This window comes from Dactylosporangium sp. NPDC050588 (genome assembly GCF_040654975.1).
Lineage (GTDB): Bacteria > Actinomycetota > Actinomycetes > Mycobacteriales > Micromonosporaceae > Dactylosporangium > Dactylosporangium maewongense.
The window spans coordinates 50,306-71,723 of the sequence record NZ_JBFAJA010000020.1 but is presented as its reverse complement, the minus strand read 5'-3'; the positions used below and the strand labels follow the sequence as shown (position 1 = coordinate 71,723).

Annotated in this window: 17 protein-coding genes; 8 read left to right on the top strand and 9 right to left on the bottom strand. The window is 74.7% G+C overall.

Annotation, left to right across the window (positions count from 1 at the left end):
- Nucleotides 1-5 precede the first annotated feature (5 nt).
- The 4 genes from AB0I21_RS16090 to AB0I21_RS16075 are packed head-to-tail and all read right to left on the bottom strand — an operon-like array spanning nt 6 to nt 8,054.
- Complete coding sequence (locus AB0I21_RS16090; protein WP_360561756.1) at nt 6-2,744, bottom strand: DUF5682 family protein; 2,739 nt, start codon at nt 2,742-2,744, stop codon at nt 6-8.
- A gap of 5 nt (nt 2,745-2,749) precedes the next feature.
- Complete coding sequence (locus AB0I21_RS16085) at nt 2,750-3,862, bottom strand: AAA family ATPase (protein WP_360561754.1); 1,113 nt, start codon at nt 3,860-3,862, stop codon at nt 2,750-2,752.
- Nucleotides 3,859-4,134 carry a hypothetical protein gene (locus AB0I21_RS16080; protein WP_360561752.1) on the bottom strand — a complete coding sequence of 92 codons (276 nt, stop codon included), beginning with the start codon at nt 4,132-4,134 and terminating at the stop codon, nt 3,859-3,861. Before AB0I21_RS16080 ends, AB0I21_RS16085 begins: the two co-directional genes overlap by 4 nt.
- On the bottom strand, nt 4,131-8,054 hold the full coding sequence (locus tag AB0I21_RS16075) for a DUF4132 domain-containing protein (protein WP_360561751.1): 3,924 nt from the start codon (nt 8,052-8,054) through the stop codon (nt 4,131-4,133). The genes AB0I21_RS16080 and AB0I21_RS16075 overlap by 4 nt, the downstream gene beginning before the upstream one ends.
- 171 nt (nt 8,055-8,225) lie before the next feature.
- On the opposite strand from AB0I21_RS16075, the gene AB0I21_RS16070 reads away from it, so the two are divergent.
- Complete coding sequence (locus AB0I21_RS16070; RefSeq protein ID WP_344502548.1) at nt 8,226-8,591, top strand: MmcQ/YjbR family DNA-binding protein; 366 nt, start codon at nt 8,226-8,228, stop codon at nt 8,589-8,591.
- A 39-nt stretch (nt 8,592-8,630) separates the two neighbouring features.
- Here AB0I21_RS16070 and AB0I21_RS16065 read toward each other — a convergent pair whose 3' ends face one another.
- Nucleotides 8,631-8,753 (bottom strand): hypothetical protein, encoded by a 123-nt coding sequence (locus AB0I21_RS16065; RefSeq protein ID WP_354893316.1) that lies wholly within the window; start codon nt 8,751-8,753, stop codon nt 8,631-8,633.
- A gap of 826 nt (nt 8,754-9,579) precedes the next feature.
- Between AB0I21_RS16065 and AB0I21_RS16060 the strand changes: the two genes are divergently transcribed.
- The 6 genes from AB0I21_RS16060 (at nt 9,580) to AB0I21_RS16035 (ending at nt 16,027) form a co-directional block, all read left to right on the top strand.
- Entirely contained in the window at nt 9,580-11,514 is a 1,935-nt protein-coding gene (locus AB0I21_RS16060) for a BTAD domain-containing putative transcriptional regulator (RefSeq protein WP_360561748.1), read from the top strand.
- 140 nt (nt 11,515-11,654) lie between these two features.
- The gene (locus tag AB0I21_RS16055) at nt 11,655-12,404 is read left to right on the top strand and encodes an NUDIX domain-containing protein (RefSeq protein ID WP_360561861.1); all 750 of its coding nucleotides are present in this window, start codon (nt 11,655-11,657) and stop codon (nt 12,402-12,404) included.
- Nucleotides 12,401-13,348 (top strand): serine/threonine protein kinase, encoded by a 948-nt coding sequence (locus tag AB0I21_RS16050; protein ID WP_360561746.1) that lies wholly within the window; start codon nt 12,401-12,403, stop codon nt 13,346-13,348. Before AB0I21_RS16055 ends, AB0I21_RS16050 begins: the two co-directional genes overlap by 4 nt.
- Before the next feature lie 13 nt (nt 13,349-13,361).
- Nucleotides 13,362-14,324: a hypothetical protein gene (locus tag AB0I21_RS16045; RefSeq protein WP_360561744.1), complete on the top strand. Its 963-nt coding sequence runs from the start codon at nt 13,362-13,364 to the stop codon at nt 14,322-14,324.
- Nucleotides 14,325-14,327: 3 nt separating this feature from the next.
- The gene (locus AB0I21_RS16040; RefSeq protein ID WP_360561742.1) at nt 14,328-15,545 is read left to right on the top strand and encodes an adenylosuccinate synthetase; all 1,218 of its coding nucleotides are present in this window, start codon (nt 14,328-14,330) and stop codon (nt 15,543-15,545) included.
- A gap of 83 nt (nt 15,546-15,628) precedes the next feature.
- On the top strand, nt 15,629-16,027 hold the full coding sequence (locus tag AB0I21_RS16035) for a hypothetical protein (protein ID WP_360561740.1): 399 nt from the start codon (nt 15,629-15,631) through the stop codon (nt 16,025-16,027).
- On the opposite strand, the gene AB0I21_RS16030 is transcribed toward AB0I21_RS16035, so the two are convergent.
- Both AB0I21_RS16030 and AB0I21_RS16025 read right to left on the bottom strand, forming a co-directional pair.
- Complete coding sequence (locus AB0I21_RS16030; protein WP_360561738.1) at nt 15,996-16,769, bottom strand: hypothetical protein; 774 nt, start codon at nt 16,767-16,769, stop codon at nt 15,996-15,998. The two genes, AB0I21_RS16035 and AB0I21_RS16030, sit on opposite strands and share 32 nt — an antisense overlap.
- Nucleotides 16,770-17,215: 446 nt before the next feature.
- Nucleotides 17,216-18,985, bottom strand: coding sequence for a DEAD/DEAH box helicase (locus AB0I21_RS16025; protein ID WP_360561736.1), 1,770 nt, complete (start codon nt 18,983-18,985; stop codon nt 17,216-17,218).
- A 119-nt stretch (nt 18,986-19,104) separates the two neighbouring features.
- On the opposite strand from AB0I21_RS16025, the gene AB0I21_RS16020 reads away from it, so the two are divergent.
- Entirely contained in the window at nt 19,105-19,515 is a 411-nt protein-coding gene (locus AB0I21_RS16020; protein WP_360561734.1) for a hypothetical protein, read from the top strand.
- On the opposite strand, the gene AB0I21_RS16015 is transcribed toward AB0I21_RS16020, so the two are convergent.
- Both AB0I21_RS16015 and AB0I21_RS16010 read right to left on the bottom strand, forming a co-directional pair.
- On the bottom strand, nt 19,502-20,041 hold the full coding sequence (locus AB0I21_RS16015; protein WP_354893294.1) for an RNA 2'-phosphotransferase: 540 nt from the start codon (nt 20,039-20,041) through the stop codon (nt 19,502-19,504). The two genes, AB0I21_RS16020 and AB0I21_RS16015, sit on opposite strands and share 14 nt — an antisense overlap.
- Nucleotides 20,010-21,416 (bottom strand): bifunctional 3-(3-hydroxy-phenyl)propionate/3-hydroxycinnamic acid hydroxylase, encoded by a 1,407-nt coding sequence (locus AB0I21_RS16010; RefSeq protein ID WP_360561732.1) that lies wholly within the window; start codon nt 21,414-21,416, stop codon nt 20,010-20,012. The genes AB0I21_RS16015 and AB0I21_RS16010 overlap by 32 nt, the downstream gene beginning before the upstream one ends.
- Nucleotides 21,417-21,418: the final 2 nt, after the last annotated feature.

Sequence of the window (21,418 nt, the reverse complement as noted above, 5' to 3'; positions counted from 1 at the left end):
CGGGCTCATGTCAGGAGTCCTTCGCGGGTGAGTGCCGCGTCGACCCGGGCCTCGAGCTCCAGGGCGGCGGCGACGAACGCCGGGTCGGTGCTCCGCCTGCGCAGCAGCGACCGGGGGCTCCCGCCGAGCCCGCGCCGCGCGAGCAGGTGCCCGGCGACGGTCTCCCGTTCCCGGGGCGGGAAGTACGTGAACGCCTGCCGCAACGCCGGCAACGCGATCAGGAACTCCGCCTCGCCCATCCCGCTGATCAGGTCGTCGAGCACGTCGAGCACCCGCGGCGCGTGCAGCACCTCTTCGCGCGCCACCGCGAACAGCCCCGCCAGCCAGTCGCCGGCCGTGCCCGGGGCCGCCGCGCCGCGCACCGCCCGCACCGGGTCCTCCCAGCCACTGCCCTTCTCCTCCGGGTCGGTGGTGTCCACGGACCAGCAGAAGCCGAACGCGGCGCCGCGAAGGTCGGGCGGGGACTCCCGGTCCTCGGCGACCCGGCGCATCACGGCGAGTGCGGCGTCGCGGTCGAGGTCGAGGCGCGGCCCGGCGTGCACCGTGGTGTCCCGGACCGCGACGACCGCCGCGATGCGGGCGGGGTCGGCCGGGGAGGCGCTGCCCCGTACACCTTCCGCGAGCCACAACGCCCGCTGGTGGGCGGCGGCGATCACCGTGCCGAGGGGGACGCTGCCGGCGGTGCCGAGGAGCCGGTCGTGCCGCCACAGGGTCAGCACGACCGCGAGCATCCGGCCGAGGTCGCCGAGGTCCCCGGCGGTGCCGACGGCCGCGCCCAGGTCGTGCAGCACCTGGTCCGACAGGCGGACCGTGCCGCACAGCGCCGCGTCGAACAACGCGTCGGCGAGACCGGCGACGTCCGCCCCGCGGATCCGTTCGGCGAGGACGGCCGCGGCGGCTTCGTCGAGGGTCGCCCCGTACGCCCCGGCCTCGATCAACGCGACCAGCCGATGCTCATGGACGGTGACGTCCCACTGCTCCTCCAGCACCGGATCGACCCCGGTCCGCGGCCCCCGCCGCCGCTCGAACCCCGGGATCCGCAGCACCCGCAGCCGGTGCAGCAGCCGGCTGCGCCGCAGGCCGTCGTCCTCGGTGAGCGCGACGGTGACCGTACCGTCGACGCCGAACCCTTCCCGTTCGAGCTCGACATCCGCGTGGTGCACGAGCGGGGGCAGCGGCGTCGAGGGGTGCAGCCGGCCGACGCGGGTGCCGCTGAGCGCCGCGACCATCTCGACGACGACCGGGTGGGTGCCGGCCCGCAGCCGCCCACGGGTCGCCCACGGCAGCGGCTCGTCGAGCGCGTCGTGCACGAGCGCCCCGGCGAGCCCGTCGAGGATGTCGGTCCTGCCCGGGTGCTGATGTCCCCGCACGAGCGCCAGTCCCGCTGCGGACGCCCGCGCCGCGATCAGGTCCGCCGTCGACGCCCGCTGCTTGCGCTCCCGCAGCCGCCCGACGACGGCCCCGGCCAGGTGGTCGGCGGCGTGCCGCGGCCCCCCGTCCCACACCTGCTGGTAGTACTCCGGCGACGGCATCCCCGACTGGTACCCGTCGAACGCGTCCAACCGCCGGAACGAGTACGGCACCAGAAAACTGCCCCCGACCGCCCCCTCAGGCAACACCGGCACCTCAGGCCACCCCGTGTCTCCGCCCACGCCCCCCACCGACGCGCCATCCCCGTCGCCACCCCCGTCGCCACCTTCACGCGGCACTGGCACGCCGAACCGCGCGGCGCCCCCGTCCACATCCGCGCCCTCGGCACCCACCGGCTCCTCAGGCGACGCCCCACTCTCGTCCGCACCTGCTCGCGGCGCCGGCATATCGGACCGCCCAGCGCCCCCATCACCCACCGACACCTCGGGAGACGCGCCATCCCCACCCACACCTGCTCGCGGCGCCGGCACGTCGAACCGCGCGGCATCCCCGTCCGCATCCGCGCCCTCAGCACCCACCGACTTCCCAGCCGACGCGCCACCCGCGTCCACACCATCACGCGGCGCCGACACATCGGACCGCCCAGCGCCCCCATCACCCACCGACACCTCGGGAGACGCGCCACTCCCACCCACACCTGCTCGCGGCGCCGGCACGTCGGACCGCGCGGCGGCCCCGCCCGTCAGGCGGATCAACGCAGGCCGATGGAACCCGCCGGTGACCACGACGACGGGACGGTCCCCCGCGTCGGCGGCGGCCGCACGGATCCAGCGGGCCATGTACGCCTCCCGCCTCATGTCGCCCTCGCTCGCCGGGGTCTCCCCGCGCAGCAGGTCGAAGTACGCGGCGAGCCGCTCGGCGATCCCGTCGTCGGGCGGGATCTCGAACAGGTGGTCCCACAACGCGTCCACGTTGTCGACGGCGAACTCCGTGCACAGCCGGTCGACGACCTCGGCGTAGCGCTGCTCGGCGTCGGCGTACCGGTTCTCCCGCTGCCCGAGGGCCGGGTCCCACGCCGGCAGGTCGATGAAGCGCACGGTCGCGCCGGCCCGGTGGCCTTCCTGCAGTGCGACCCACTCCGGCGAGTACGCGCAGAACGGCGCCCACGACGCGCAGTGCCGCTCGTCGTCGCGGTAGCTGCTGAACACCGCGACCGGCAGCTCGTGCCCGAGGAGCAGCTCGCCGATGCGGTCGTTCATGTCGGCGGGCCCCTCGACGAGCACGTACGCGGGCCGCAGCGCCGCGATCGTGCCGGCGACGAGCCTGGCGCAGGCCGGGCTGTGGTGCCGCACGCCGATGAACGTGGTGGCCATCGCCGCTACCCCGGCAGCTGGTGCCGGGCCGCGTGCAGCGCCTTCCACTGCGCGCCGGTCCGCCAGGTCAGCTGCTGCTCCAGGTACCGCCGTAGCTTGGCCAGATCCTCGGTGTTGTCCTTCGCCGCGGTACCGGCGAGGCACGACACCAGGTCCTCGGCGGTGCCGGCCTCCCGGCGCAGGAACCAGCCGCGCAACCCGACGGCGTGCGCGACGGAGACGGCCTCCGCGGTGCTCATGACCGCTGACAGCCGCTCCATCGTGTCGCCGCGCGCCGACTGTCCCGTCCGCAGCTCCCGGAACGTCGTCACAAGCACCTCGAGCACGTCCCGGCGCGGCGCGGCGGTGACCCCGGACCGGCGCAGCAGCGCACCCGCCTCCGCCTCGACGAGCGCGAGCTCCGTGTCGAAGTCGGCGATCGGGAACACGGTCTCGAAGTTGAACCGCCGCTTCAGCGCCGCGCTCATCTCGTTGACGCCCCGGTCACGGGTGTTGGCGGTCGCGATCACGTTGAACCCGTCGCGCGCGAACACCATCGCCTCCGGCCCGGTCAGCTCGGGAATCGCGAGCACCCGGTCCGACAGCGGCGACAGCAGGCAGTCCTGGACCTCGAGCGGGCAACGGGTGATCTCCTCGAACCGCACGACCTTGCCCTCGGCCATCCCCCGCAGCAGCGGCGCCCGCACGAGCGACCGCTGGTTGGGCCCTTCCGCCACCAGGAGGGCGTAGTTCCACGAGTACTTGATCTGGTCCTCGGTCGTCGCCGCCCCGCCCTGTACGGTCAGCGTCGACTCCCCGCTCACCGCCGCCGCCAGCAGCTCCGACAGCAGCGACTTGGCGGTGCCGGGCTCACCGACCAGCATCAGCCCCCGGCTGGTGGCGAGCGACACGAGGGCCCGGTCGATCAGCGACGGGTCACCGACGAACTTACGGCTGATCCCCGCCGACGGGTCCCCCACGATGAACCGCCGCGCGGCCGTCAGACTCAACGCCCACCCCGGCGGCCGCTCCCCGCTGTCGGTGTCGCGGAGCTTCGCCAGCTCGTCGGCGTACCGGACCTCGGCCGGCGGCCGCTGCACGGCGGTGCCCTCCTCCAGCAACTCGTGCGCAGCGCTCACAGCCTGACCTCCCGCAGGTCTCTGATGATCTCGGGCACGGTAACGGGGCCGAGCCCGCCGGCCATGCCCGGCCCGTCCCTCTCCCACCTGACCACGCCGGCCCCAGCGACCCAGACCTCCAGGAACACCGGCCCCGCGAACCCCGTCACGCCGCGCCCACCCGCTCCCACGACCCCGCCCGGACCCGCGACGCCACCTTGCACCTGCTCCCCTACGCGGGCCGGGCGCAGTTCGTCGGGCGAGCCCATTCCTCTGGCGGTGTCCCCGGTCATGCGGTCGCTGCTTCCAGGTCACGGATCAGCTCGTACGCCCCGATCGGGTCGAGGTCGGCGAGCCGCAGCCGCTCCGTCCCCAGGTGGCCGGCATGCCGCCGCACGAGGCAGACGTCAGCGATCGCCTGGACCGGGTCGACGGTCGGGTCGGCGTGGTGCAACCCGGGGTCCAGCTCGACGACGGCGACCCGATCGCCGGGGAGGTCCCGCTCGATCGACCCCCACCCGTCCCGCAGCCCGCTGCCGGTCCGCCGCCACGCGCCGCGGAGCAACGCGGCGAACCTCCCGCTCGGCGCCTTCACACCGACGAACCTGACCAGTGCGTCACGGTCCACCTCCTCGGCGGTGAGCGCATGGGAGCCTCGCCCGAGCTGCGGAAACGGCTGCAGGATCGCATAGTCGGCGAACACCTCGGCCCACGCGGCCACCCCGTCACCGAGGTGCAGCGGGTGCGCGACCCCGACCACCGCGTCGTCGGCCAGCGTCACCGGCTCGTCACCGACCCCGGCGAACGTCCGATCCTCCGCCACCCGCACCCCCACGACACCCCGCGCCGGCCCGCCACCCCCACCCGGACCAGCAGCCGCAACCTCAACCCCACCGCTCAGCACAGTGACGCCCCGCCCCAGCCCGCCACGTCCATCCGGACCAGCGGCCGCAACCCCACCGCCCAGCGCGATGACGCCCCGCGCCGGCCCACCGCCCCCACCCGAACCAGCAGCCGCGACCTCAATCCCAACGCTCAGCACAGTGACACCCTGCACCGGGCCGCCACCCCCACCCGAACCAGCGGCCGCGACCTCAACCCCACCGCTCAGCACAGTGACGTCCCGCCCCAGCCCGCCACGTCCATCCGGACCAGCGGCCGCAACCCCACCGCTCAGCGCGATGACGCCCCGCGCCGGCCCGACACCCCCACCCGAACCAGCGGCCACGACCTCAACCCCACCGCCTAGCACGATGACACCCTGCACCGGCCCCCCACCCGAACCAGCGGCCGCGACCCCGATCCCGGCGCTCAGCACAGTGCGGGACGGCGCGGTGTCGTCGGAAGCGGCGGCCGGCATGGTGCGGGACGGCGCGGCGACACCTGCCGGGACGGCATGGCCACCCACCACGAGAGCGCGGTCGCGTCCCGGGACGAAGCTGCCGGGTGGACCGGCGAGCTCGGCCTGCCCGGCGGACGGTTCGGCGGGGAAGACGGCCCAGACGAGGCGGCGGGCCACGTGGAAGACCAGCGGATGGTCGACGATCAGGCGGCGGAACTCGGCGGCGGACCACCGGCGGCCCAACACCATGGCGTGCTCGAAGCGCGTGACCTGGTCGGCGGCGACGGCCCGAGCGTCCTTCTTCAGCAGCGTGAAGCGCTGCGCGGCGGCGCGGGCGAGGGCTGGGTCGTCGCGGGTGCCGGGCTTCGGCAGGTCCTTGCGGCGGGCGCCGGTCCCGTCGATGACGAACGGCCTGAGCTGCTCGTCGAGGCCGACCGTGAACCGGCGTGGGCCGTAGTCGAGCGTGAGGGTGCCGGCGGCGTCGAGGCCGAGGTCGGGGACGAGCCGGTCGGCGAGCTGGTCCGGGGACAGGTCGAGGGACGCGGCGACCTCCGCCAGCCGCTCCTCGGCGCGGACGCGGATCGGCTTGGCGCGGACGGTGGTGGTGAGGCGGTGCAGGTGGGTGAGGGCGCCCTCGGTGCCGATCCTGGCGATGACGTCGACGGCCGAGGCGGCTCTGGCCATGGCGCCCTCGCCGGGCCAGGCGCGGACGTGCGCGGCGAGGTGGCGGGCCGTCTCGTCGTCGCCGAGCAGGGCCTGGGCCTCGAGGACCCAGACGGCGCGCGGCGGGGTGCCGGCCTCGACCCAGCGCTCCAGCAGCGACACCGCGAACGCGGCGAGCGACGCCGGGGTGCACGCCTCGGCGACGACGGCCAGGCCGGCATACGGCTCGCCCTGTTTCGACATGGCGAGCATCGTCAGCACGTGCCGCGCGGAGTCGGGCGGGACCGTGCCGGCGCCGCCGCGCAGCTCGATCGGGGTGAGGGCGGCCGGGTCGGCCCAGTCGGGCAGCGCCGGCACGCGCGCCGGCAGCACCAGCAGGGGGTCGGTGTCGAGGAGGTCGGTGACCGCGGCTGAGGCGACGGCACCGTAGGACCGGGCGGCGGCCTCGACCGTGTCGCGGTGGCCCAGGTCGGCGAGGACGCGCAGCGCCTGGCCGGCGAGGCGGCGCGCGGACCCGGCCGGGCCGACCGCGGCGGGGACGAACGCCCGGGCGGCGGCCGCGGGGTGCCGGCCCAGCCAGTCGGTGGCCCGCTGCCGTGCGGCGCGCCCGCCGTCGAGCCCGCGGGCGACGGCGGCGGCGACCTCAGGCCCGGTGAACGGCATCAGCAGCGGGCTCGCGCCCGACCGGTCGACCTCGAGGACGAGCGGCAGCACGAGCACGCCGAACCTCGCGACGAGCGCGGGCGCCCAGCGCGCATGGTCCCAGCGCCGGGTGGGCCGCCAGCGGGCGGCGACCGGCGCGGCGATCTCCATGGGCGCGCGGAGGAAGAACCCGAACTTGTCGAACCAGGCGCACCGCCCCGCTTCGATGTCGCGGGCGAGCGCGGTCCAGTCGGACCGCAGCGGCCCCCACTGGCCGGCGGTGCCGGCCCGGTCGAGCCATTCGGCCTGCTCCCCCGGCTCCCAGCCGATCGCCGGCTCGTCGGTGCAGCGCAGCCCGGGGACGACGAGGGGTTTGCGGCCAGTCCGCCGAGCCGAGACCCATGGTGGTGTGACGAGCAGCGGCGGCAGCGCCTTGGGCGGCGCGACGACGCGGCGGTCGAGCGCGGCGAGCTCGGCGGCGACCCTGGTGGCGGTGGCACCGGCGAGCGCCGGCAGGACCTCTTCCGCGGCGGCACGGTGCCGGGCGACGTGGGTGCGCAGCCGCTGGGCGATCCGCGGGCGGGACGCCCCCTCGGCGAGCAGCCGCACCGCCCGCTGCGGGAACCGGTCGCACGCCTCGGTCAGCGCGGCCGGGACGTCGCGCTTGTCGGCCCGGTCGACGAGGGCCTGGAGCGCCTCGTCGGTCGGCATCACGGCGAGGGTCGACAGCATGCCCCGCCGGGCGTCCGCGGACGACGACCCGAACCGGTCCAGCCACACCACGAGCGGCGGCACGACGGCGACGCCGAGCCCGTCGGCGATCGTGTGCAGCAGCGCGGTGTCGGCGAACAGCCCCCACTGTGGATAGGACCCGACGAGGGTCTCGGCCTGCTCTGCCGTCATCACCGACGCGAGGGTCAGCCGGGTGCGCCAGTCGTCGCCGACGACGTGACCGCGCACCTCCTCCTCGACCCACGACGCCTCGGTCGGCGCGAGGAACGCCGTCACCACCCGGTGCGTCGCCGACCGCTCCCGCCAGGCGGCGAGCCGCCGCACGAGCGACCGGTACTCGTCCTCGGGCGCCGCGGCGAGGGCCGCCCGCACCCGTGCCAGGACGGGGAACGCACCCTCGGAGCCCCGCAGGTAACGGACCACGGGCTGCCCGACCAGGGTCGTGCCGGCGCCGAAGCTGCCATAGCCGAGGCCCTGCAGCTCCATGGCGGCCGCGACGGCGAACGGCAGCCCGCGGCCGGCGACCCACCCGTCGGCGAACACCGCCGCGGCGGCCCGGCAGCGCTCGTCGGGCGGCCCGACATACGCGGCGACGACCGCGGCCGCGCCGAGCGGGGTGCTGGCGGCGTCGCCGTCGAGGTGCGCGAGTCCCTCGGCGCTCACGTCGGCGGGGGTGTCGGCGTTGGTGAGCGCGGCGCGCAGGCTGGGGCGCTTGTCGAGCAGCGCGGCGATGTCGGCGGCCCAGGTCGCGCTCGGGCTGAACCCTGCGGGTGCCCCGCCGCGCCGCGGCAGGATGTCGCGCAGCCAGGAGGCCGGAACCCCGAACGTGCCCATGTGCCGCCTCCCCGTGGTCCGTTTCGGATGGCGGTCACCATAGCGACGCCCACCGACAATTTCGGGTGAGGCGGCCGCACGCTGCGGGAACGCCGTTGATCACGAAATTGAGCAAATGGGGAAAATCGGATCCTCGGAAAAGTGTCAGACCCTCCTGTTACACCTACAGACATGGGAATCCGAACCAGCCGCGGGGTGAGCGTCGACGAGGCGCTCCGGATGGTCCTGACGCTGCCCGAGGTGGAGCAGCGCCAGCACGGCAACCATCTCGGCTTCCGGGTGCGCGACCGGGGGTTCGCCTACCTGTGCGAGGACGACTGGACCATGCTGGTCAAGACGTCCCGTGAGGAGCAGGCGGCGCTCGTCGAGGACGACCCGCGGGCCTACAAGAAGTCACACGTGTCCGGCCGGTTCGGCTGGGTGCAGGTGCGTTTACGCAAGGCGCACGAGGACGAGCTCGCCGATCTGATCACGGAGGCGTGGAGGATGACCGCACCGCGGCCGATCGTGGCACGTCTGGATCTCGCGTTGAGTTAGCGGGTGGTGTACAGAGTGAGCCCCCGCCACCCGGTCCGGCTATCGCAGCGCCGACACGACCATCATGACGAGCCCGGCGCTCAGCACGGCGAGGAAGGCGACCGCGAGGACGATGCGCGACGACAGACGAGCGACCGGGGCGACGTTGGCCATGATCTTCATGCACGGGAGGAAACCATGACGGCCTGAAGCCGGCCTGTGGCTCGGCTGAAGGCGAACGCCCACCGCGCCCCAAACACACCAGGCGCCAGAGGGACCATGCCGGCGCAGGGGCCTGCCTGCAGAGGACCAGCGCGCTCGGCGGAGCGGGACCGGCCCGGAGGGAGCGGCGCCGGCGGAGGAACGAAGCAATCGAAGAAGGCGCGCACGCCTGGGGAATCACCCGAGCCGGAGCAACCCGTCCGGGCGAGGAGAGCGGCCAGCCAAGGGGACAACGCTGGCCGAAGGTGACCGCTTGCCCCGGAGCCGTTCCAGCTGCGGCGGCCCGCCGGTCGAGAGGGACCGGTCAGCCGAGGAGAACGGTCGGCGAGGGCAACAGCCGGCCGAGGAATGGCCGATCGGCGAGGGCAACAGCCGGCCGAGGAACGACCGGTCGACTGGAACGGACAGCCGAGGGGGCCCGTCGGCAAGGGGTCCAGGCCGGGTGGAGGGGCAGCAGGGCGGAGGGCAGCCGGGCGGAGCGGCGACCGGGGCGGAAGGCAACCCGGGGCGAATGGGCAACCGGACACAGCGAGGCCGGGGCGAAGAGGCAACCGGACACAGCGGCGGCCCGAGTGGAGGGGCTGCCGGGCACAGAGGCAGCCGGGCACAGAAGCGGCCGGGTGGAGGGGCTGCCGGGCGGAGAGGCGGCCGGGCGGAGAGGCGGCCGGGCACAGAGGCGGACGGGTAGAGGGAACCGCTCAAGGTGTGGCGGGGGCTGCCGATTGCGGCGGCTGTGGACGTGCGGGTGCTGGGGCAGATCGAGATCATTGACGGTGACGGCCGGCGGATGACCGGGGATGACCTGCCGCGGCGGGCTCGGCAGGTGCTGGGGGTGCTCGCGGCGCGGCATGACCGGGTGCAGTCCAAGGATGCGCTCGCGGACGCGGTCTGGGGGGTGGACCTGCCCGGGAACGCTACGGCGGCGCTGGAGCACTACGTGTCGGTGCTGCGGCGGGCGTTGCAGCCGGGGGTGCCGACGGCGAGGTCGTTCATCGTGACGCGGGCCGGTGGGTACGTGTTCGCCACCGACCGGGCCCGGCTCGACCTCGCTGAGCTGCGGGCGGCCGCGAAGGTCGCGGAGCGGCGGCCGGGGCAGCTGGACGTGCGGGAGCGGATCGTCGAGCTGGCGCCGGAGCTGCCGTTCGTGGAGGACGAGTACGCCGACTGGGCCGCGCCCGCGCGGGCCGAGGTCAAGGCGGTGCTCGTCGCGGCGCTGCTCGACCTGGCCGAGCCGGCGGCGGCCGTGGACCCGGCCAGGGCGCTGCGGCTGGCGCGGGAGGCGACGGAGCTGGAGCCGTTCACCGAGCGGGGGTACCGGCTGGCGATGGTCGCCGGTGCGGCGCTGGGCCGGGCCGACGAGGTCGTCCGGTGGTTCGACCTGTGCCGGCGGGCGCTCGCCGACGACCTCGGGATCGCACCGTCCGCCGACACGACGTCGCTGCGGGACCGCCTCCTGGCGGAGCTCAACACCGCCGCCGCCCGACCGGTGGAGAGCGCGCCGAACGGGGACCGCCGCCGGGGCGGGGACCGGCGCAAGGCGGACCGGCGTGCCGCGGCGGCCACGTCCGATGCCGGGGAGAGCAGCACCGCGGAACCGGTCGAGCGGCGGCTCGCCGTCGTCAGAGAGGCGGGCAGGGAACCAGGCACGGAAGCGGGCAGGGAGCACAGCAGAGAAGCCGGCGGGGAGATCAGCAGGCAGGCGGCGGGCGGGGCGGAGGACGCCGCGGGGTTCGTGGGCCGGCGGGGTGAGCTGGCCGCGCTGCGTGACGGGCCTGGGGTCGTGCACGTCGTCGGGCCCGCCGGGGCGGGAAAGTCCGCACTGCTGGGGCGGCTGCGGGACGAGGCGCCGGAGCGGGTCGGGCTGGGGCGGGGCCCCGGGCCCGGCGGGGCGCTGCGGCTCGGCTGGTTGCGCACGGCGTTGCACCAGTTGGGGCGGCCCGCGGACCGTACCCTCGACGCGGCGATGCACGAGCGGCGCACGCTGCACCCCGCCGAGCTGGACGCGATCGCCGCGGAGCTGGGTGGGTGTGTCGTCGCGGTCGACGACGCGGAGCATCTCGACGCGGACTCGGTCAGCGAGCTGCGGTGGCTGCGGGAGCGCGGAGTGCGGGTCGTGGTGTCGTACCGCTACCCGTCGGCGATCGCGGACCGTCCCCTGCACGCGCTGGACGCGGACCTGGTGCTGCGGCTCGACCCGCTCGGCGAGCGCGACCTGCCGGTCGAGGTCCTGCAGGCCAGCGGCGGCATCCCCGCGCTCGTCGCGGCCGCAGGAGGGGCTGCGGGAGGGGCTGCGGGAGGGGCTGCGGGAGGAGCCACGGCAGGAGCTGCGGGAGGAGCTACGGGAGCGGCCGCGGGAGGGGGCACGGGAGGGGGCACGGGACGGGCCACGGGAGAGGCCGCAGGCTGGGACCCGGCGATCGCGGAGGCGGTCGCGATGCACCTCGCCAGGCAGCGGACCAGGTGGATGCCGCCGGCGGCGTGGGAGATCCTGCGGCTGACCGCGGCGCTCGGCACGTTGCGGGTGGAGCAGCTGGCCGCGGCCGGTGGGCTGGACCTCGACGAGGTCCTGGCCGCGGTCGACCGGCTCGTCCACGCGCACCTGCTGGTGGAAGGGCCCGGCGGCAGCGTCCGGCACCGCAGCGACCTGATCCGGTCCGCCGTGGCCGCCCAGATCTCCGCCGCCCACGGCCACCACCTCCGGGACCGCCTCGCCACCGCGTAGCGCCGGCCGGACGAGGCACGACGGCCCGACGAGCAGCGCCGTACATCAGCCGCAAACGCGACAGGAAACCTCGTTGCGCCGGGGAGCGGCGCGTCGTATGTTGTTCTCAGATCGAGAAATACTCTATCTGAGAAGGACTCATCGTGAACGACGCCGACTTCCTCGCCAGCTACGACCCGCGCGCCTACCCGCCGGTGGCGGTGACCGTGGACATCGTGGCGTTCACGATCCGCAACGGCGTGCTCAACGTGCTGCTCGTGCGGCGCGCCTGCCCGCCCAGCGAGGGCATGTGGGCGCTGCCGGGCGGGTTCGTCGGGCAGTGGGAGGACCTGCCGACCGCCGCCGCGCGGGAGCTGGCCGAGGAGACCGGCGTCGCCACCGCGCACCGACGGCTGCACCTGGAGCAGCTCGGCACGTACGGCGCACCGGACCGCGACCCGCGCATGCGGGTGTTCTCGGTGGCGTACGTCGCGTTCGCGCCGGACCTGCCCGATCCCGTGTCCGGCTCCGACGCCCGCGAGGCGGCCTGGGTGCCGATGGACGAGCGGCCTGCGGAGCTCGCGTTCGACCACGGCACGATCGTCGCCGACGGCCTGGAGCGCGCCAGGTCGAAGCTGGAGTACACGCCCCTGGCGACGAAGTTCGTCGGCGAGGAGTTCACGATCGCCGAGCTGCGCGCGGTGTACGAGACGGTCTGGGGCGAGCCGCTGCACGCCGGCAACTTCCACCGCAAGGTGCTGTCGGTCCCCGGGTTCGTCGAGAGCACCAACACGACCACGGAGCGCGGCGGCGCCCGCGGCGGGCCGCGGGCCAAGCTCTACCGCGCCGGCGACGCCCGCCTCCTGCACCCCGCGCTGCTGATGCCCAGCCGAGAGGAGACGGTGCGATGACCACCACCGCCGAGGCGATCGCACTGATCGAGTCCGCCGGCGGCAGCCTGTTCGACAGCGACGACCCGGCCGGCACCTACCGGCGGCTCGCCCGCCTCACCCACCCCGACGTGGCCGGTCCGCAGGGCGCCGCCGCGTTCGCCCGGCTCACCGAGCTGTGGCGCAACCACGGCACGATCCGCAGCGCCAAGGGCGCCTACTCGACCGCGACGCTCGCCTTCGAGGGCGACCTGGCCAACCTGTACGCCGTGCCGGAGGGCCATCTGAAGCTCGTCCGCGACCCGGCGTGCAACGACCTCATGGCACGGGAGGCGACCGCGCTGCAACGGATCGCCGACCGGGGCGACCCGCGCTACCTGCCCTACGTGCCACGGCTCGTGGACACGTTCCGCCACAAGGAGGACGCCACGACCAGGCGCGGCAACGTCGTTGCGACCTCCGCAACGGGGTTGCACAGCCTCGCCGAGGTGGCGCTGCGCCGCCCGAACGGGCTCGATCCGCGCGACGCGGCGTGGATGTGGCGGCGGCTGCTCGTGGCGCTCGGCCTCGCGCACCGCGCCGGCGTCGTGCACGGCGCGATCGTGCCCGAGCACGTCCTCATCCAGCCGGAGGACCACGGGGTCGTGCTCGTCGACTGGTGCTACAGCGTCACCGAGCCCGGCGACCGGATCCCGGCGATCGTGCCGCACCGGCGCGACCACTACCCGGCCGAGGTGCTCGCCCGCGAGACCCCCGGCCCGTACACCGACCTGGCCATGGCCGCCCGGCTGATGGCCGACCTCATGGGCGACCGAGCCCCGCAGGCGCTGCGGCGCTTCGCCGACGGCTGCCGGCTCGCGTCACCGAGGCAGCGCCCCGACGACGCGTGGAAGCTGCTCGGCGAGCTCGACGACCTGCTGCACCGCCTGTACGGCCCCCGCAAGTTCCGACCGTTCACGCTCTGAGAAGGAGACCCTCATGGGAAGTGGGATCTGGTCGACCGACGTCTACGACGCCGCCGACCGCTACCGTCGCGCCACCGGCGCCAGCGCGTTCGCGTACAGCGACTCCGGCGCCCGCACCGTCCACAGTGCACTCGACCCGAAGGGCGTCGGCAAGCGCGAGAGCCGGGACTCCGACGAGCACCCCGACTCGGTCGCCATCGCCGTCATGTTCGACGTGACCGGCTCGATGGGCTCCGTGCCCCGGGTGCTGCAGCAGAAGCTGCCGCAGCTGCTCGGCCTGCTGCTGCGCAAGGGATACGTGAAGGACCCGCAGATCCTGTTCGGCGCGATCGGCGACGCCACCTGCGACCGGGTGCCGCTGCAGGTCGGGCAGTTCGAGTCGGACAACCGGCTCGACGAGGACCTCGGCCGCTTCGTGCTCGAAGGTGGCGGCGGCGGGCAGATGACCGAGTCCTATGAGCTCGCGATGTACTTCATGGCCCGGCACACCAGCATCGACTGCTACGAGAAGCGCGGCAAGCGCGGGTACCTCTTCATCATCGGCGACGAGCAGGCCTACTCGCGGGTGAAGCCCGGCGAGGTCCGCGACGTCATCGGCGACAAGCTCGGCGAGGCGATCGGCTTGCGGGCGATGGTCGACGAGGTCCGCCGCATGTACGACACGTACTACATCCTGCCCGCCGGCTCGTCGTACGCCGGCAACACCACCATCCTCGACTTCTGGAAGGACCTCCTCGGCCAGAACGTCATCGCCTTGGACGACCTGGACGCGGTGTGCGAGACCATCGCCCTCACGGTCGGCCTCGGGGAGGACTCCATCGACCTGGACGAGGGCCTCGAGGACCTGCGCGAGGTCGGCTCGGCGGCGACCGCGACCGTCGGCAAGGCCCTCGCCCGCATCGGCGGCGGCCGCGCGCCCGTCGCGACCGGCTCGGCGCCCACCATGTCCGGCACCACCAGCGTGGAACGGTTGTAAGCCATGCGGCACGTCATCGTGGTGGACCTCGGATACGGGGACTGCGGCAAGGGGACCGTCGTCGACCACCTCTGCGCCACCCGTGACGTGCACACCGTGGTGCGCTTCAACGGCGGCGCCCAGGCCGCGCACACCGTCGTGCTCGGCGACGGCCGCAAGCACACGTTCGCACAGTTCGGGTCGGGCACGTTCCGGCCCGGCGTGCGGACCCACCTGTCGCGGTTCATGGTCGTCGACCCCCTCGCCCTGGCCGCCGAGGCCGACCACCTGGTGGGACTCGGCGTCCACGACGTGTGGTCCCGGCTCACCGTCGACCGGGCGGCGCTGCTGTCCACGCCGTATCACCGCGAGGCGAACCGGGCGAAGGAGCTCGCCCGGGGCGCCGACCGGCACGGTTCGTGCGGGATGGGCGTCGGGGAGTCCATGGCGTACGCGCTGCGCCACCCCGACGACGCGCCGCGGGCCGGCGACTGCACGGATCCGCCGCTGCTGCGGGCGAAGCTCCGCCGGCTCCGCTCCAGTCTGGGTGTGGACGGCCCGCCGGTCGACGCCTGTGTCGAGGCGTACACGGCGTTCGCCGCCACCGTGTCCATTGTGGACGGACTGCGGATCGAGGGGCCGTGCGTGTTCGAGGGCGCGCAGGGTGTACTGCTGGACGAGTGGCACGGGTTCCACCCGTACACCACCTGGAGCACGACGACGTTCGCCAACGCCGAGACGCTCCTGGCCGGCGAGCCCGCCTACCGGCTCGGGGTCCTGCGGACGTTCACGACCCGCCACGGCGCGGGCCCGCTCGTCACCGAGGACCCGTCGCTGCCCGTCACCGACCCCAACAACCCCGCGAACCCGTGGCAGGGCGCGTTCCGCGTCGGCCACTTCGACGCGGTCGCGCACCGGTACGCCCTGGACGTCTGCGGCGGCGTCGACGGGCTCGCCCTCACCCACCTCGACACCGCTTCGGCGCATCCGGAACTGCGGATGTGCGTCGACTACGACGGCGTCAAGCCCACCCGCGGCCCGACCGGCGACCTGGACCGGCAGGAGCGCCTCACCCGCGCGATGGCGTCCAGCCGGCCGCGTCTCGTCCCCGTGGACGACTGGACCGCCGCGGTCGGGGAGCAGCTTGCCGCGCCCGTGGTACTGGAGTCGCACGGCCCCCGCTCGGAGGACAAGACGTCCACCGATACGGCAGCGCTGCCCGCCGCTCAGCTGACATGCTGAGGCCGGCACCTCAGTCGCACCACAGTTGAACCTCAGCCGGCCGTGTGACGCTGCATCCCACACGGTTCAAGGGGGTCAGACGAATGGGAATCGGTCGGGGCACGCTCAACGCGGTCCTCCTCGCCACCGCGACGGGCCTCGCGATCGGCGGCGTCGCCGGCGTCGTGTCCCCCTCCTTCGCCGAGGCCGGACCCTCCGCGCCGCACCGGGCCGCCCCCGCGACGGTGGTCACGGACGTCGACGTGCTCACCGGCGACCACATGAGCATCACGGTCCGCTTCAGCAACCCGGGCCGCGCGCCGCGCCACGTCGCCGCCACGGACATCAGCGTGTCCGCCGGTGCCGTCGTCCTTCGCTCCCGTACGACCAGCGCCTTCGACGTCCGGCCGGGCGCCACGACCACCTCGACGTTCGACTTCGACACCCCGCCGACCGGCGCGTCCCTCACCCTCAACCTGCCGGGTGAGGCGCTCCCCCTCTGAGACCCGTCGCCGCCCGGCGCGCGAGCAGCACCAGCGCGACCGCACCGGCGGCGAGCACCACGCTCGCGGTGTAGGCGAACGGGTCGAGCACGAACAGGTCGCCGCCCGCCGGGCCGGTCCACCCCGTCAGCGCGCCGAGCAGCGTCCACAGCAGCGCCGCCACCCCGTCGCCGACCATGACGACGAACGGCCCGGCCAGCACGGTCAGCACCAGCGTCCGCGGCACCCGGCGTTCACCGAGGCCGACCACCCCGGCGAACGCGGCGATCACGAGGGTCTGCGTCACCATGTACGCGGCGTTGTTAAGATGCAGCAGCTGGAGCAGCTCATACGTGTCGTCGGCCAGCGCGGTGTACCGGGTCGCGACCGAGCGGTGCGCCACCGCGACCGCGCCGCAGCAGATCAGGCCGGCGCCGAGCACCCAGCCGGACCTGACGAGGACCCAGCGCCCGCGCTCCGCCGGCGGGTCGCCCCCGGGCCCGCGGGCGAGCAGCGCCGCGCCGAGGATCAGCCCGAGCAGCGCCGGCACGAACGCCGCGACGACCTCCATCCCCAGCACCGCGTCCAGCGCCGCCCCGTGCGGGTAGCAGTCGTTCGGGTCGCCGCACCCCGGCACCCCGGCCCGGTCGAGCTGCCGCTGCACGGTGCCGGCCGCGGACCAGACGTACCCGGTGGCGACGGCGCTCACCACGGCGGCGGCGACCAGGTACGGACGGAGCAGCCGCAGCGCAAGCCACGTCATCCCGGCGGTCACCTCCGTGATCGGCAGCGGCACCGATCCCACGGGGAGCCCGGCATCGGCGCCTCCAGCGTAGGCCGCCGGGCGCACCACAGCAGGGCACGCGTCTCAATCGAGGCCGACGCGTGCACCGCCGATTGACACCGCGACTCGGCCGGGGCCGACGCGTGCACTTCGGCTCGGGCAGGATCCCTCCAACGCCGGCGGGTGCACTTCGGCTCGGGCATGGTCATCCAAGGTCCGCGGCCCGGACCCGCCCCCAACGCCGCAGCTCAAACGCCGCCCACCCAGCCACACCAACACCACGGCTCAGACGCGGCCCGTCCAAGGCCCGTGGCTCGGACGCCGACGGTCCGGGACGGGGTGACGGTTCGGGAACTGGGACGGCGGCGAGGGTTCACAGGCCGCCGCCGGATGGTTCGACGGCGGCTCACATGGGGCGCGCGGGGTCACTGGCTGAAGCGCTCGCGGCGGACGACGGGGCGGCGGCCCTTCAGGGTGGTGCGGCGCAGCGTGTCGATGACCTCTTCGACGGCGCCCTCGGGGACCTCGACCAGGGAGAAGCGGTCGGTGATCTCGATGGCGCCGATGTCGCGGCCGCTCAGGCTCGACTCGCCGGTGATGGCGCCGACGAGGTCCTGGGGGCGGATGCCGGCCGCGCGGCCCGCGCCGACGAAGAGCCTGGTCATGCCGCCGGCCGGCACGCGGCGGCCGCCCGCGTCGCGGCCCCGGCCGCGGCCGTCGGCGTCGCGGACCGCGACCCGGCGGCCGGGACCCGGCCGGTCCCCCGAGCCCGCACCGGACCGCCCACCGCCGACGCCGGAGCCCGGGCCGGAACCGAACCGGTCGGAGGGCTCGCGGGGCGCGCGGAGGGTGATGTCGGGGATCTCCTCCTGGTCGCCCTCGCCGATGCCGGTGGAGTCGTGGGCGATCTTGACCGCGGCCATCGCGATCTCCATCAGGTCGAACTCGTCGCTGAGGGTCTCCACGACGACGCGGAACTGGGTGAGGGCCTCACCGTCGGCGGCGAGCAGCTCGTGGAGGGCGGCGCGGGTGAGCTCGAGGCGGCGGGCGCGCAGGTCGGCGACGGTCGGGACCTTCTCGATGAGGATGCGCTGCTTGGTGATCCGCTCGATGGTCTTCAGCATGCGGTGCTCGCGGGGCTCGGCGAGGGTGATCGCGATGCCCTCGCGGCCGGCGCGGCCCACGCGGCCGATGCGGTGGACGTAGGACTCGGGGGCCGAGGGCACGTCGTAGTTGACGACGTGGGTGAGGTGCTCGACGTCCAGGCCGCGGGCGGCGACGTCGGTGGCGACGAGCAGGTCGGCGGTGCCGTTGCGCAGGCGCGCCATGACCCGGTCGCGCTGCTCCTGGCCCATGCCGCCGTGGAGGGCCTCGGCGCGGTACCCGCGGCCGTTGAGCGTCTCGGTGAGCTGGTCGACCTCGTCGCGGGTGCGGCAGAAGACCAGCGCGGCGCCCGGGGCCTCGACGTCGAGGATGCGGCCGAGGGCGGCGGGCTTGTGGGCGCGGCTGACGACGTACGCCACCTGCCGCACCAACGGGGCCTCGCCGGCGGGGGTCGGCGCGCGGCCGATCTGGATCCGGACGGGGTCGTTGAGGTGGCTGCGGGCGAGGCCGTCGATGCGCGGCGGCATCGTGGCGGAGAAGAGCACCGTCTGCCGGTCCTCGGGGGTCTCCTGCAGGATCGCCTCGATGTCCTCGGCGAAGCCCATGTCGAGCATCTCGTCGGCCTCGTCGAGCACGACGACGCGCAGGTCGTGCAGGTGCAGCGTGCCGCGGCTGATGTGGTCGAGGGCCCGGCCGGGGGTGGCGACGACGACGTCGACGCCGTGCTCCAGGGCGCGCAGCTGGCGGCCGATCGGCTGGCCGCCGTAGATCGGCACGACGCGGGTGCCGAGGTCCTTGCCGTAGCGGTGGATCGCCTCGGACACCTGGACGGCCAGCTCGCGGGTGGGCACGAGGATGAGCGCGGAGGGGTTGTCGCCGCCGGGCGAGGGGATCGTCTGCAGCAGCGGCAGCGAGAAGGCGGCGGTCTTGCCGGTGCCGGTGGCCGCCTGGCCGAGCAGGTCACGGCCCTCCAGCATCGGCGGGATCGCCTCGCGCTGGATCGGGGTGGGCTCCTCGTATCCGAGGTTGGTCAGCGCCTTGAGCAGCTCGTCCCGCAAGCCCAGTTCGGCGAAGCCGGTGTCTTCGGTCACGGTGGGGCTCCTCAATCGCGAAATTCGTGGCTTCTACCAGCATCCCAGGCCCGGCGTCCCGCCGCCTGAGCGGTCCGCCTGGATGTGACCTGCGACCAGCCGACTGGTACAACGAGCGAGTGGCCGATGACGACTGGCAGGCGCAGCGGGCCCGTGCGGTGGCGCACCACGGGGCCGAGCTCGACCGGCGCCGCGCCGCGGAAGCCGAGCAGGCGACGGCGCTGATCGAGCGGTTCGTGGCTGACGCGCTCGCGGCGGGCCTGCCGACCGAGTCGCTGCGGGCCCGCTCGTATGGCGGTCGCTCCTACCGTACGCCTTTGCGCGGCTGGTACCTCAACAGTGAGCACACCATTGCGGTGGGTGACGACGGCCGGTACTACTCGCTGCTGGTGCCGTCGAGCGCGACGGCCTGGCTGACCGGGGTGACGCCGCAGCCGCACGCGCCCCGGCTCATCGTCGGCGAGGGCGGCCGCGACGGCGAGTCGATCCCCCTGCAGAAGCTCCTGGACAGCAAGCTCACAGCCGGATGAACGCGGGCGGCACCTCGTCGGTGAGCCACACGCCGTTGCCGGAGACGTAGAACACGTGGCCGGCGCGGGCCATCTCCCCGGCGAGGACGGTGAGGACGGCGACGGCGCCGCCGCGGCGGGTGCCGACCCGGCGGGCGGTCGCGGTGTCGGGTGACAGGTGCACGTGGTGGCGGCCGCCGCGGTTGAGGCCGGTCGCCTGGATCGACGGCAGGGCGGCGGCGCCGGTGCCGTGGAAGAGCACCTCCGGCGGCTCCTGCGGGGTGAGCCCCAGGTCGACCGGCACGGAGTGCCCCTGGTTGGCGCGGATCCGCTCGACGCCGCCGGGTCCCGTCTCGACCGCGTAGCGCTGCTTGTCGTTGCCGGCGACGACCTCGTCCAGGTCGGCCCGGGTGATGCCCATGGCGTCCAGGAACGTCCCGACGGGCACCCAGCCGCCCGGGTCGAGGGTCAGGCCGACCCGCGCGGGGTCGTGGCGCAGCGCCTTCGACATCCGCTTACTGAGCTTGACCAGCTGCTGGTGATCCATGGCCGTTCCATTGTCGGCCCCGCCGCAACCGGATAACGACGCGGTCCGGCCGGATCAGCACCGCGCGGCGCCGGCCCATCCAGCGCCGCAGCGCGCCGGACGGGTCGAACTCGGGCGTCACCGCGATCACCGTGGCGCCGCCGTGCTTCATGACGACGCCGGGCCGGGTGAGGACCGCCCAGCCGTCGCCGAGCGCCTCGTCGAGCCGGACCGTCCGGCCGGAGCGCACCACGAACGGCTGCGGGGCGAGGGGGCCGACCCCGCGCAGCGGCGGGCTGGTGGAGCGCAGCGCGAGGCCCTTCAGGCCGGGCAGCCGCCACACCGCGCCGAGCACGACCCGCCGCACCGCCGCCGCGCGGTCCTGGCCCCCGGTCATCGCCCACCCCGCCACGATCGCGAGCCGGATCTGCGCCTTCGCGTGGGGTTTGCGTTCGCGCTGGAACGAGTCGAGCGCCGACGGGTCGCCGGAGGCGCGCCAGGCCGCCAGCTTCCACGCGAGGTTGTACGCGTCGCGCAGGCCGGCGCCGAGTCCCTGGCCGATGAACGGCGGCGTCTGGTGGGCCGCGTCGCCGAGCAGGAACACCGTGCCGCGCCGCCACGTGTCGGCGATCCTCGCCCGGAACGTGTACTGCGCCGCCCGGACCACCGTCACCGCCGCACCGGCCCGCCAGGGCGCGAGCAGCTCGTCCACGTCGAGCGCCGGCTCGCCGTCGTGCATCCGGAACTCCCACCTGTACCGGCGAGACCCCAGCTGCATGAAGGTGGCGGCGCGACGCGGGTCGCAGATCTGGTGGACGCCGCCCCACGCGTCGAGGTCCCGGTCGGTGACGCCGTCGACCACCAGCCACCGCTCCTCGAACCCGAGGTCCTCCAGCTCGGCGCCGATGGCCGCCCGGACGGTGCTGTTGGCGCCGTCGCAGCCGAGCACCGCCGACGCCCGCAGCGACGACCCGTCGGCGAGGGTCACCGAGGTGGACGTGACCCCGGTGACGGTGACCCCGCCGCGGAACTCGATCAGCGGCAGCTCGGCGACCCGCGCGCGCAGCAGCCGCTCCAGGTCGGGCTGGTCGAACATGTTGGCCTGCGGCCAGCCGTGCGGGCCGGGCCCCGGGTCGCGGCGGAACTCGGCCATCACCCGGTGCCTGCCGTCGAGCAGCCGCAGCCCCAGCCCCGGCCGGCTGACCGCGGCGAACGCGTCGGCGACGCCGAGCGCCTGCAGGATGCGCATGACCTCGTCGTCGACGTGGACGGCCCGGGGCAGCGGATACGGCTCGGGGTAGCGGTCCAGCAGCAGGCACGGCACGCCGCGCTGGGCGAGCAGGATCGCGGAGGCGGCACCGACCGGTCCCGCCCCCACGATCACCACTGGGTCCACGC